This is a genomic window from uncultured Psychrobacter sp., assembly GCF_947488565.1.
Taxonomy (GTDB): Bacteria; Pseudomonadota; Gammaproteobacteria; order Pseudomonadales; family Moraxellaceae; genus Psychrobacter; species Psychrobacter saeujeotis.
Genome location: NZ_CANKZC010000003.1, coordinates 71,456 through 84,475 on the forward strand (window position 1 = coordinate 71,456; position 13,020 = coordinate 84,475).

12 protein-coding genes are annotated in these 13,020 nt (G+C 43.1%); 7 read left to right on the forward strand and 5 right to left on the reverse strand.

The window, feature by feature from the left end:
- From Q0890_RS07455 to nadA, 3 genes are all read right to left on the reverse strand, one after another.
- Positions 1–912, reverse strand: coding sequence for a lysine exporter LysO family protein (locus tag Q0890_RS07455; protein WP_299219125.1), 912 nt, complete (start codon positions 910–912; stop codon positions 1–3).
- 109 nt (positions 913–1,021) lie between these two features.
- Complete coding sequence (nadB, locus tag Q0890_RS07460; RefSeq protein ID WP_299219127.1) at positions 1,022–3,028, reverse strand: L-aspartate oxidase; 2,007 nt, start codon at positions 3,026–3,028, stop codon at positions 1,022–1,024.
- Positions 2,943–4,082 carry a quinolinate synthase NadA gene (gene nadA / locus Q0890_RS07465; RefSeq protein WP_299219129.1) on the reverse strand — a complete coding sequence of 380 codons (1,140 nt, stop codon included), beginning with the start codon at positions 4,080–4,082 and terminating at the stop codon, positions 2,943–2,945. The genes nadB and nadA overlap by 86 nt, the downstream gene beginning before the upstream one ends.
- Before the next feature lie 333 nt (positions 4,083–4,415).
- On the opposite strand from nadA, the gene Q0890_RS07470 reads away from it, so the two are divergent.
- From Q0890_RS07470 to Q0890_RS07485, 4 genes are all read left to right on the forward strand, one after another.
- Entirely contained in the window at positions 4,416–5,471 is a 1,056-nt protein-coding gene (locus Q0890_RS07470) for a hypothetical protein (protein ID WP_299219130.1), read from the forward strand.
- 209 nt (positions 5,472–5,680) lie between these two features.
- A complete protein-coding gene (nadC, locus tag Q0890_RS07475) occupies positions 5,681–6,562 on the forward strand; it encodes a carboxylating nicotinate-nucleotide diphosphorylase (protein WP_299219132.1) in 882 nt (293 codons plus the stop codon).
- A 165-nt stretch (positions 6,563–6,727) separates the two neighbouring features.
- The gene (locus tag Q0890_RS07480; protein ID WP_299219135.1) at positions 6,728–7,369 is read left to right on the forward strand and encodes a MarC family protein; all 642 of its coding nucleotides are present in this window, start codon (positions 6,728–6,730) and stop codon (positions 7,367–7,369) included.
- A gap of 221 nt (positions 7,370–7,590) precedes the next feature.
- Positions 7,591–8,973, forward strand: a complete 1,383-nt coding sequence (locus Q0890_RS07485) for an NAD(P)-binding domain-containing protein (RefSeq protein ID WP_299219137.1) — start codon at positions 7,591–7,593, stop codon at positions 8,971–8,973.
- Between the two features lie 106 nt (positions 8,974–9,079).
- Here the strand turns inward: Q0890_RS07485 and Q0890_RS07490 are convergent, their stop codons facing one another.
- Complete coding sequence (locus Q0890_RS07490; protein ID WP_299219139.1) at positions 9,080–9,682, reverse strand: LysE/ArgO family amino acid transporter; 603 nt, start codon at positions 9,680–9,682, stop codon at positions 9,080–9,082.
- A 175-nt stretch (positions 9,683–9,857) separates the two neighbouring features.
- On the opposite strand from Q0890_RS07490, the gene Q0890_RS07495 reads away from it, so the two are divergent.
- The 3 genes from Q0890_RS07495 to Q0890_RS07505 all read left to right on the forward strand — a co-directional run bounded on the left by Q0890_RS07495 (position 9,858) and on the right by Q0890_RS07505 (position 11,915).
- Positions 9,858–10,580 carry a hypothetical protein gene (locus tag Q0890_RS07495; RefSeq protein ID WP_299219141.1) on the forward strand — a complete coding sequence of 241 codons (723 nt, stop codon included), beginning with the start codon at positions 9,858–9,860 and terminating at the stop codon, positions 10,578–10,580.
- Positions 10,581–10,734: 154 nt separating this feature from the next.
- Positions 10,735–11,343, forward strand: coding sequence for a hypothetical protein (locus Q0890_RS07500; protein WP_299219143.1), 609 nt, complete (start codon positions 10,735–10,737; stop codon positions 11,341–11,343).
- A 14-nt stretch (positions 11,344–11,357) separates the two neighbouring features.
- A complete protein-coding gene (locus Q0890_RS07505; RefSeq protein WP_299219144.1) occupies positions 11,358–11,915 on the forward strand; it encodes a hypothetical protein in 558 nt (185 codons plus the stop codon).
- 163 nt (positions 11,916–12,078) lie between these two features.
- Here Q0890_RS07505 and rluB read toward each other — a convergent pair whose 3' ends face one another.
- A complete protein-coding gene (gene rluB / locus Q0890_RS07510) occupies positions 12,079–13,017 on the reverse strand; it encodes a 23S rRNA pseudouridine(2605) synthase RluB (RefSeq protein ID WP_299219146.1) in 939 nt (312 codons plus the stop codon).
- Between the last annotated feature and the right edge of the window lie 3 nt (positions 13,018–13,020).

The following is a 13,020-nucleotide window of genomic DNA, read 5'->3' on the forward strand; positions in this document are numbered from 1 at the left end:
TCACCCCAACGACGAAAACAGCACCATCAGCACTGGCGAGACGATATTAATAATAAAACCAAAGCTAATTGCCAGTGGCACGACCTTTAAACCGCCTGACTGTTGAATAATTGGCAGCGTAAAGTCTAAACTGGTCGCGCCTCCAAGACCTACTGAAGCTGATGGATATTTACGCATAAACACGGGAATAAATATCAAGGCAAAAAACTCACGTATCAAGTCATTAAATAGGGCGACACTGCCCCAAACTGCGCCATAAGCATCGGTCATGACGATTGCTGATAGCGAATACCAACCAAAGCCAGACGCTAGTGCCAAACCTTTCGTCCACGACACTTCACTAAATAGCAAGGCAAAAACAAGACCGCCTGCTAATACGGCAAAGGTAAAGACGATGCTCATCTCAACGCCGCGCTTATTAAGCAGCACCTCTTTCAAAGTAATGCCTGAACCTTTGAGACCAATACCGACCAGTAAAATTAATATCATTAGCATGACAGTCATAGTGTTTTCAGGCGGCATATAATCAGCGGGTAAGAAATAGCCAATGATCATACCTAGCATGACACAAAAAACTTGTGCTAAGCTACCTCGAATACTGACGCGGTGCTCTTTAGATTTTGCGACAGGTTTTTTGGCTTGCCAAGGTTTTAGATGATCAAATATCATCAGGCCAAATAGCCCAGTACCGATAGTCAATATCGATAAGATGGTGACATACAGCGAGATTTCACCTATTTGACTACTCAGCCCTTCTACTTGCGACAGCTCAATGCCAATCAAAGTTAAGATGATAAAAACCAAATAAGACAAGCCTTTATCGGCAAACTTAGTCATGGCGGAATTAGAGGGGATGGCAAAGCCAATAAACATTGGCATTAATACCAAAACAAGGGTAACTAGGCTTTGCATGATGATGGGCTCGCAGCTTTTGAAGGCGTTTTTAGGAAGCTGGAGATTGTATCATATTAGGCTATAAATGCTGGAACAAGCAGACAAAAATTGCCATATTCTCACTATTTTATAGGGTGCTAACGGTTGATTGCGAAAGCTTATCTTGTTGGCTATATTCTTGACCGACTACAGCAAATTTATCAGATGCGTAAATATGACTAGGCAAACTGTTTAATAAAGGGGCAATTACACTCACTATAGGTTTGCTTGCTAGGTTTGGATAATCCTTTCGGTAATGTCCACCGCGACTCTCATGACGCTGATAAGCAGATTGTATAACCAAGGTCGCTAATAGCAACTGTCTTGCTAATTGAAAGTAGGGTAACTCATTTAGAATAGTGGCGTTATCTTTGTTACCGATATCCGTTTGATTGGGGTTTGTACAGTTAAGCTGTTGTTGCCACTTTTGAATTTGTACCAGCGCTTGTGCTAATGATTTAGCTTCTCGAGTAATACCCATATGAGACGTCATCAAAGCTTTTAATTCTGCGGTTATTGCAGTGATGTCGGCATTCGTATTGGTGCTGACATTGACGTTGACGTTGTGATTAACGTTAGAGTTGCTTTCACATTCAATAGACGGTGGCAAGGTAATACGCTGATAATCTTCAAGCGTTGGCAATGTCCAAATGCCATGGATTGATTGGTCTAAACTGGAATAAATTGACGTTGTATCTAACTTTTCAGTTGCTTTTAGATAGCGTGGTAAATCAGCCGCGATATTGCGTCCGACTACTACGCATTCTAATAGAGAGTTGCTCGCTAAGCGATTGGCTCCATGCAGTCCTGTATAAGCAACTTCACCTGCCGCATACAGCCCTAGCACATCGGTCAAACCATTAGCAGACGTCATCACGCCACCGCAGCTATAATGAGCGGTAGGAGCGACTGGAATGGGATCGGTAGTAATATCGATACCGATGTCTAATAGTGTTTGATAAATCTGCGGGAAATGCGCTTGTATAAATGCAGCTGGCAAGTGACTAACATCAAGATGTACATAGCCAAGTTCATTCTCATTAATTTGCTCAGCAATCGCTCGGGCGACGATATCTCGCGGTGCTAACTCTGCACGCTTATCGATACCGAGCATAAAACGCTTGCCGGTTTGCGGACAATATAACCGTCCACCTTCGCCGCGCAGTGCTTCAGAGATTAAAAAGCTGCTATCATCTAACGCTAACCCCGTCGGGTGAAATTGGATAAATTCTAAATTGGCTAGTCGGCAGCCTGCTTTCCATGCCATCATCACGCCATCGCCGACACAGACATTGGGGGCGCTGGCACGTTTAAATAGTTGCCCCAAGCCGCCACTAGCCATAACAACTGCGCGACTATGAAAGGTAAGCTTACGATTATTGTTGTGGTCAAAAACCAGCGCACCTTGGCATTGGTTGTTTTGATTAGCGCTGTTTGTTAAAAGGTTAAGTGCTTCATGGTAGGGTAGGATAGTGATGTTGGATGCAGCTTGTGCTTTTAAAATCAAAGCTTCCATAATATGTCGACCGGTTGCATCATCAGCATGGGCAACACGTCGGCAACCATGCCCACCTTCTTTGGTCAGATGTAATTGAGAGAGCTCGAAACCCGATTTTATATGATCTTTTGATTCTTGCTGAGGAATTTTAGTAAACGGTACGCCTTGATCGCACAGCCACTGTACCGCTTGTTGTCCAGCGCTTAGAATATTGGTGGTATTATCAGTCTCACATAGGCCTGCGCCAGCGACCAAGGTGTCCGCGATATGGGCAGCTATTGAATCATTTTTGTCCAAGCTGGCTGCGATACCACCTTGTGCGTAATGACTTGAGCAAACCCCCAATGCTGCTTTACTTAGTATCATAATGCTCAGCGATTTTGGCAAAGCAAGAGCAGTACTGAGTCCCGCTAGGCCCGCACCAATGATAAGTACGTCTGTTTGCCTAACATCATTAACATCAGTAGTAGCGTTATTTTTTGCTCTACCCAATACGCGCGCCTCATTCATATTAGGCAGCTCCAACGTTAGCAAATAGTGCACGGTCTTTGACAATATCACCGCTTGCTGCCACGCGTTGCTTTTGCGCTTCGGCAAAATCAAGCATGCGTTGTAGTGGTTTTTTTGCACCTGCTGCCAGCTCAGGCGTCATTAGTATTTCACCGCTGCGCTGAGACAGACATTGCTCAATTCCTTTTAAGCCATTCATTGCCATCCAAGGGCAAAAAGCACAGCTTTTACAACTGGCGCTCTCACCAGCGGTCGGCGCAGCTAGAAAACGCTTATTTGGCGAGCGCTTTTGCATCTCGTGCAAGATACCCAAGTCGGTAGCGACAATAAAGGTATCGGCATCCAGCTCATAAGTTGATTTTAATAGTTTGCTGGTCGAGCCAACCACATCAGCGAGGGCGACCACGCTATCAGGTGATTCAGGATGTACCAACACCTTAGCGTCTGGGTGTTCTTCTTTTAATTGTATAAGCTCAGTCGCTTTAAACTCGTTATGTACTAAACAAGACCCTTGCCACAGCAACATATCTGCGCCAGTCTCTTGTGCAATGTATTTACCCAAATGACGGTCAGGCCCCCAAATGATAGGCTCGCCTTGCTCATGCAAGTGACGCACGATGTCGATACCAACGGACGAGGTCACGACCCAATCAGCTCGTGCTTTAACCGCAGCGCTGGTGTTGGCATAGACCACCACGGTACGCTCAGGATGAGCATCACAAAATGCTGAAAACTCATCGGCAGGACAGCCTAAGTCAAGCGAACACTCAGCCTCCAAGTCTGACATAAGTACCGTTTTTTCCATGCTTAGTATTTTTGCCGATTCGCCCATAAAACGTACGCCAGCGACGATCAATGTTTGCGCACTATGCGCTTGCCCAAAGCGTGCCATCTCCAATGAATCACCAACACAGCCACCTGTTGCTAATGCTAAGTCTTGAATAAAAGGGTCGACATAGTAGTGGGCGACCAATACCGCATTGTGCTCTTTTAATAGCTGCTTAATGTTGTCTTCAACTGCGAGACGTTCGGTGCGTGACAGGTCTGCTGGTATTCTAGCTTTGGCATATTCGATGTTCATTTGAGTAGCAATACGATTATCGGTACTCATGATAGGCGCGTCATAAGGATAAGTTTTCATAAGTGCAGGCCTTTAATAGGTTTGGTACATTAAAGATTAGTCATCTGGCATTAAAAACAAGGCAATTAAATAAGGTAAATAAATAAACTGTTTTATAATTATGCTCATTTTGAGTATAAATACAAGTATTTTTTATAATCTATCTATAAAACTATAAAGCATTATGCAGAAGTCAATCTATCGACTACGCTGTTTCGTACTATTTAATAATCACTATTTACAACCCTAGTCTATGACAGTTGTTGATTCACGCTATAATAAACATTACATCAGAGTCCGACTACCATAGCGTTCTTTAGGCATTTTTTAACATTAAAGGTAATCATTAAAATCATGACATTGTCTTACTCACATGCACATCAGCAAGGCAGTGGTACCACAGAAGTGGTCGCTGTATTAGTGGCGATTAACGAGCATACCGCTCGTGTTTTAACGGTTGATCAAGGCAAGCTACTACCTAATGGCCCCCTCATGCCATTGCATCGCTCGTTACAAGCTGGCGTACGTCAATGGGTCGAAGAACAAACACAGCAGCCACTTGGGTATATAGAGCAGCTATATACCTTTGTCGATACCAATAGACGTAGTGCCAATGGGCATGCGTTGGTTTATGTCAGCTATCTGGGTTTGGTACAAGAAACCCAGACACAAGCGCTGCAGAGCCAAGCCATATGGCGCGACTGGTACGATTATTTTCCTTGGGAAAATCATTTGGATGGTGTGCCAAACATCATTATGGGTTTTATTGTGCCTGCGCTATTAGAATGGGCCAATACTGCGAAAGATGAAATCACCCAGCAGCGTCGACGGCAGCGTATTCGCTTATGTTGGGGGCTAAGTGAAGAGTTTTTAGCGCGTGAAGTGCTTACTAATAAAAACACTGATACTAAGGTAATTGCAGATATAGCGAATGAGAGTAGTGAGTGGGTAGCAGAGCATGCACTGCTACGCTATGAGATGCTTTATGAAGCAGGGTTGATACCTGAAGCGCCAAGCTATCCAGCCAGCTATTTATCCAATGCTAAAACCGCTCACTTACCTGAAAATTGGTCGCAGCTAATAGGTGTACCCATGTATTACGATCATCGCCGGGTGATAGCTACTGCCATTTCACGCCTGCGAGCCAAGATTGAATATCGACCACTGATTTTTGGTTTGATGCCGGATGTTTTTACCTTATCGCAGCTACAACAAAGCGTTGAGGCATTATCAGGAGTACGGCTACATAAGCAAAATTTTCGCCGTTTGCTTGATTCTCAAAACTTGGTAATAAAGACAGGAGAGAGCAGTAGCACTCAGCGCGGTAGGCCGGCCAAACTGTATCGTTTTTGTCATGACATTGAGCTACAAAGTCTGCTTATGGACAGTAAGCTTCCAAAGCGTAAATAGATTGCAAACTACTATAACGAGTCCTAAATAAAAGTAGTAAAAAATTATAATACGCTACTGGGATAATTTTATTAACCCACAAAAACTACTGAACGAACAAGATTAGCGCCTTATCTTGCGAGCTTACTCATTTTAAGTTATATTTATGCTCATTTTGAGTTTAATTAAATAAAATTCATATCAAGCATTGCGCATAAAAAGGACTAAAGATGACAGTCATACAAGAACCAGCGTTAGATGAGGTATTGCTTAAGCCATTGGTTGAAGTGGCACTAACAGAAGATTTGGGTAGACGTGGTGATATCACATCTCAAGCAACTATCCCAGTCGATATGCAAGCACAACTACAGATTAAAGCGCGGCAAGCAGGCGTGATATGTGGGATGGATTTGGCACGATTGTCGTTTGCTTTGGTTGATGCGCAAATTGAGTTTACTGCTCAAGTTGCTGATGGTGAGTGGGTTGATGCTGATACAGTATTAGCAACTGTCAGCGGCAACGCGCGTCATCTATTGACAGCCGAGCGTACCGCATTGAACTTTATGACGCATCTAAGTGGTATTGCGACAGCGACGCGGCAGATTGTCGATAGTGTGGCAGAGTATCCCGCGCAAATTACCTGTACGCGTAAGACCATTCCAGGTCTGCGTACGGTACAAAAATACGCGGTACGCTGTGGCGGTGGGCGCAACCATCGCTTGGGTTTGGACGATGCGATTTTGATTAAAGATAATCACATTGCCATTGCAGGTGATATCAAGACTGCCATCAAGCAGGCACAGGATTTCGCCGGTCACCTGATTCCGATTGAAGTTGAAGTCGATACGTTAGAGCAGCTACAGCAAGCCCTAGATGCTGGTGCAACTTTAGTTTTGTTAGACAACATGTCACCTAAGATATTGACGCAAGCCATAGCAATGTGTAAAGGTCGCGCTAAAACTGAGGCATCAGGTGGCATTACCCCTAAAACGGTGCAAATGGTCGCAGAGACGGGCGTTGATTTTATTGCAATGGGCTATTTGACGCACAGTACGACCGCACTAGATATCGGCCTTGATTTTAGCACTGAGTTAGTGCTGAATGAGCAATAATTTGCGCATTACTAAGAGGTGTAAATATTAACCAAAGTTAATGATTTAATTAGGTTATCTGCCTATGCTACAATGCTGCTGCTAACCGATTATTGGGTCATCGTTGCACTCGCACGATGGCCTTATCTTTTGCCTGATTTTTATCGTTAAACAAGCGAGCGCTCAGTGAATACTGAAATTATCAAGATTATCTTAGCCTTTGTGGTATTGATTAACCCCTTTAGTGCACTGACATTATTTTTAGACTTGACTCGCGGCTACTCGATGATTGATCGACGTAAAGTCGCCCGTATTGCTTGTGTCACGATCTTTATCACTATCAGTTTTTTTACCGTAGCAGGCGAGACGTTACTTAAGTTGCTGGGTATCTCGATTGGCTCGTTTCAGTTGGCGGGTGGCATACTGGTATTCTTAATTTCTCTTAATATGATGAATGGTGAGGGTAATCCAGTCAAACCTGACCAAGAAAACTTTGATGTCGAATTTGACAAATATGCAGCACCAAGTACTGCCTCAGCAGTAGTACCCTTAGCCATTCCTATGATGATTGGGCCGGGCGGTATCTCAACAGTCATTATTTATTCCTCACAAATCTCAGGTATCTTACGTGTTTCAGCGGTTTTGATCGCAGGACTATTAATCAGTCTGTTTTGTTATTTGGCACTGATGGCAGCTGGTCGTATCAGTCGTTTGTTAGGTGATACTGGACTTAATATTATGAGCCGAATCATGGGCATGCTCTTGGCAGCAGTTTCTATTGAAATTATCGTTAGCGGCTTACGAACGTTATTCCCCGACCTAATATAGAATGTCTGAGCATTTAGTCACCTAATCATCTAACCTTTCACTTTTAATCAAAAGCCATCGTATTTGTATACTCTTGCACAAAAAATAGTAGAAATTCTGTCTTGTCTAAGGACGTTTTAAGTTCTGGTTTTGCTCATTAATAACCAACTAGCAGTGCTTATAAACACCATTAATAATTATGTGTTATAGTAATTGTCCACTATTTTTAGCAGGAGTTGATCTTGAGTAAGAACAGAATTGCTATTTTGGGTGCAGGACCGAGCGGTTTAGCACAGCTACGTGCTTTTGAAGCGGCTCGTTTAGCAGGCGTAAAGGACTTACCTGAAATAGTTTGTTATGAAAAACAAAACGCTATTGGCGGTATGTGGAATTATAGCTGGCGTACAGGCTTGGATAGAAATGGTGAACCTGTACACGGTAGTATGTATCGCTATCTATGGTCAAATGGACCCAAAGAGTGCTTAGAGTTTGCGGATTACTCTTTTGATGAGCACTTTGGTGAGCCTATCCCCTCATATCCTCCGCGTGAAGTCTTAAAAGACTACATCATGGGCCGTATTGATAAACAAGATATTCAAAAGTACATACGTTTTGAATGCCCGGTACGTTGGGTGTCTTTCGACGATGACACGCAAAAGTTTACCGTGACGGTGATGAACCATAAAACCAATGAGCAAGAAGTCGAAGAGTTTGATTATGTCGTGGTTGCGACGGGTCACTTCTCAACACCGAATATGCCGTATTTTGCAGGTTTAGAGACTTTCCCAGGTCGTATCTTGCATGCTCATGACTTTCGCGATGCATTAGAATTTAAAGATGAAAATATCTTATTGATCGGTAGTAGTTACTCTGCTGAAGACATCGGCACGCAGTGTTATAAGTACGGGACCAAATCAGTCACTATTAGCTATCGCACGCAAGCGCTTGGTTATGATTGGCCAGAAGGCATCAAAGAAGTACCTTTAGTGACGCATTTTGAAGATGATGTGGCGCATTTTGCAGATGGTACCAGTCAACAATTTGACGCTATCATTATGTGTACGGGCTACTTGTTCCACTTTCCATTCTTGCCTGATGAGCTGCGCTTGCAAACGCATAACTGCTTATATCCAGCCAATCTATACAAAGGCATTTTTTGGCAGCCAAACCCCAAGCTTATCTATTTGGGAATGCAGGATCAGTACTTTACTTTCAATATGTTTGATGCCCAAGCATGGTATGCACGTGATGTAATGATGGGTGATATCAAATTGCCCGACTTAGCAACACGGGAAGCAGATGAGCAAAAGTGGCTGACCACTTATGATAAATCGGTAACGGTTGATGATTCTATCGATTTTCAAGCCGCATATATTCGCGACTTAACCGATGCAACTGACTATCCTGAGTTTGCAGTAGAGAAGCAAGGCGAGATCCTAAAAGAGTGGCAAGAGCACAAAAAAGACGGCATCATGACCTTTAGAGAAAAGGCTTATCGTTCTACTTTGACAGGTACACTAGCACCCGAATTGCCAGAGCCTTGGTTAGATGTTCTTGATGACTCACTAGAGCACTTTTTGAACTTAAGCTTTGTTAAGCCTAAAAAACGTAAAAAGGCATCATAAACCGTAAATTATAAATCGTTATCATTGTTAACCAAACATGTTCAATGAATGTGTTTGGTTTTTTCGTTTATGCAGCTTTTGTTTATAGTTAGGTTCGCTCACTGTTTTAACTTTGATATAGATGCCAAGCCAAATACAACATGAGGATGCCGACTAAAGCATCCAGTATATTCCACGCTTTTGGTTTGGAAAATAAAGGTCTGAGTAATCGTGCGCCATAGCCTAGCGCAAAAAAGAAGAAGAACGAGGCACTGACTGCTCCAGCTGCAAACACAACTTTACTGTCTGCCCCTGTTGAAACCATCCCAACTAGCACCAATGTATCTAGATAGACGTGTGGATTGAGCCAAGTAAAACCAAAGCAGAGGAGTAGCGCCTTTTTTAGACTGGTGACTACTTGTCCATCGACATCAAGAGCATGCGATAAACGTATGCTAGCATACAAGCTTTGGAGCCCGTAACCCAACAAAAATATGACACCAGCGAATTTGGCAATATCGACCACTTGTGGATAGCGTGCTGTGACTGCGCCAAAACCGCCGACGCCAGCAGATATCAGGATTGCATCACTGAGCGCACAAAACAGGCAGACGAAAAATATATGCTCGCGTTTAAGACCTTGTTTTAAGACAAAAGCATTTTGTGAGCCGATGGCTATAATAAGTGATAGACCAAGTAAGAAGCCAGAGACGTAATCGGGAGCATTCATAATATAATAGTGATTCGTTTTTTGAAGGGTAGTAATGTTGACATTTTGCGTACTGGCAGCGCTCTAAAAAGCTGTTAAGATACGCTATTGATTTAATCTATGCAATACAAGATAAACACAATCTGACTGCAAGGAATGAGGGGCACAGTACGTCATGGTCGTAAGTCTGACAAGAATGCTACAATCATTTGGTCAAGCTCAAGATGACTTGCCTACACTCGCGGCTCAAAATATTCAACAGACAGCGGGCAGCCCTGAGTTAGATACGACTAAGGCCAGCGATCAAAGTAGTAGTGAGCACTCTATATTGACCCCGCCTGAGCGTGCAGATCGTATCTGTGCTGCGCTAGCACACGTTAATGACATCCAAACGCCAACGCCATTAACGGATCGTTATTTGTCCAATCGATCCCAGATGCGTCCGGAGAATAGACCTCCTTTTGACCCAGATACGTTATGGTATCTAAAACATGGAAGCTGTCCGATTATGACCGAGCTTGTTGATGTGGTCGATGAAGCCACCCTAAATGCAATGCCCATTGAGGCTGTTGCAATACTAGACCGAATCAACGGTAAGCTTAAGCGCTACCGTGAGTGGAGTAGTGAGCTCAATGAGCAGCAACAACAGCAGCACAACGAACGTCAATTTGTCATTGATAAACTGGTATCTGAGAGCATCCCAGAGGCATTGTATCATTATGAGCAACTTCAACGTTTTAGCCCGCACCGTACCAAAAACAATATGGTACAAGGAAAAATGACGGCAGGCGATATGTTGACAGATTTGTTTTTGGAGATTGATTACGAGCTTGATGAGTTATTGGATGAGTTGCATCAAACGGTTATGGATCGTCTTGCTTCAACGCATCGTTATGTGAAAAGCCGCACCCAAAGCTGACCTTACCAACATAAGGCAAGTGAGTAGTATTGAACATAAGGGGTTCAATACATAACAAAACAAGGCTTTAGTACAGCCTTATTTTTTTGTTTAATGTTTATTTAAAATAATAAAAGTTTGCCAAACAATTCTGCCAAATGACGAGGACAACCTAATGACCCAAGTAACTGCAATGCTAGTGATGTTTGTTTTATATGGGTTGCTACCAGCAGCAGGGTTATATTTGGGGTATCGTGGCATCAAAAAAGTAACCGCTCCTAAAATGCTAGAATATGAAGCCATGCCACAACTGGGTTATATCCCCGAAAAAAGCTTGCCAATTGAGGTCAAGACGACACTTGCCCAAATCAATCAAAAAGGCGAAAAGCTGCGTGCTATTTATGGAGATACCAATAATGATGGCAAAATTGATGACACAGATACGGTAACCGAAACCTATGTCATGATTCAAAACTTGATGGACGAGCATATTCCAGAGGCAGTAGCGGACTATCGTCGCTTGCATGACTTGGATGATGGTCGCGCTGATAATACCAAAATCAAGCACTCTAATGTCACGGGTAAAGAGGCGCTGCTTGAAGTACTAAACACCATCAATACACAGTTTGACGATTTACTTAATGCTTCGTATCATCAAGATGGTCAAAAGCTACTCGCAACCAATCGTTATTTGCAGCAGCGTTTTGATGGCGCTGTCTCTAATGCTCAGAGCTTACAAATAGACGATGATAACGACGCTAGTATCAACAAAAACCAAAGCTAGAAGAGTAAGGGTATATGAGTGTGCTGATAGGTGTTGGCATTGTGACCACGATTACTACTATTTATTTGGGTAAAAAAGGCTGGCAAGCGTTTCATAAAGCAGTCGGCATTACGCCAGGCGTGCTCAAATATCGCGATCGTCATGCACCACTATCTTTATCTACGTTAAATTGGCGACAGCTAAACTTGAATAAAAAACATTTGCAGGTTTTGCCCGATCATCAGTTACGTCAGTTGCAACGTATCGATGAAAAAGTAAATAGCTACTATGAGTACCAAAAAGCGTTATCAGATCAAAATAAAACATCAGCGGTAACAGAGCAGCAGTTTGTAGTAGACAAGATGCTGCATACTCGCTTGTCTGAAATGCTGGCCAGTCGTTATCACCTAGCGAGTATTCATACAACTGCCAATCAGATAGAGGATGAAAAAAACGTAGAAGCCGATGAATTATTGCAGCAAGTATTGAATAGTATTGAACAGCGCTTAGACGAGCTGTTGGCGCAAATGCAGACGCAGCACTTACAAGAGCTACAAGTTATGAAAAACTATATCGATAGTCATGATAGCTAACTTTTGCTTTAGTAATGTTATCGCAGAAGATGTACAAAAAAGCTGCCAATGATTATAATTCATTGGCAGCTTTTTGCTATTTTACGCTAAATTTTCAAAGTTTTATTTATCAAATACTGATTAATATAAGCTGTATTAAACAAAGCTTCGAACAATATTTAAATTAACGTTTATTGCTATTGTTGTTACTACGATCTCGAGTATTACGCGTTCCACGACTCGCAGGACTAGCACTACTCTTAGGTTTTGTGCTGTTACTGCGACTGTCATTGCGATTATCACTACGACGCGCTTTTAGTGGTTTGTTTTTGATGCGTTCTTGCTTTTCTTTGGCCGCGCCATGCAGACCCGTACCATAACGTGGACGTAAACTTACTAGATCCGTTAACGTATTAATGTCTTTTTTATCCAATTCTAAAAAACGTCCAGTACGTAACTCTTTTGGTAATGAGATCGTACCGTAGCGGGTACGTAGTAGACGACTGACCTTGAGACCTTGCGACTCAAACAGACGACGTACTTCACGGTTGCGCCCTTCTTTTAGCTTAACGTGATACCATTTATTGACACCCTCACCGCCACCTTCTTTAATGTCTTCAAATTGTGCCATACCGTCTTCTAACATGACCCCAGCGGTAAGAGTACGCGCAATCTCAGAGGTCACTTCGCCAAGTACACGTACCGCATATTCGCGAGTGATTTCATTAGAGGGATGCATCAAACGGTGTGCCATTTCGCCATCATTGGTAAACAGCAACAACCCAGTAGAATTGATATCGAGACGACCAACCATTACCCAACGGTCATGAGTTAGCTTTGGCAAACGTTCAAAAACCGTTGGACGACCTTCTGGATCTTTAGCGGAGCAGACTTCCCCTTCAGGCTTGTAATAAGCGATCACTCGGCGACGCTTCTCGTTTTCGGCCGTGTATTTTATTTGACGACCATCAACGCGAATCTCATCACCTTGCTCAACGCGATCACCAATCGTTGCTGGTCCACTGTTGACAGTTACTCGTCCTGATTTAATGACTTCTTCCATCTGACGACGTGAGCCAAGTCCCATACGGGCGAGGGCTTTTTGCAGTTTTTCATCTTTCATAAT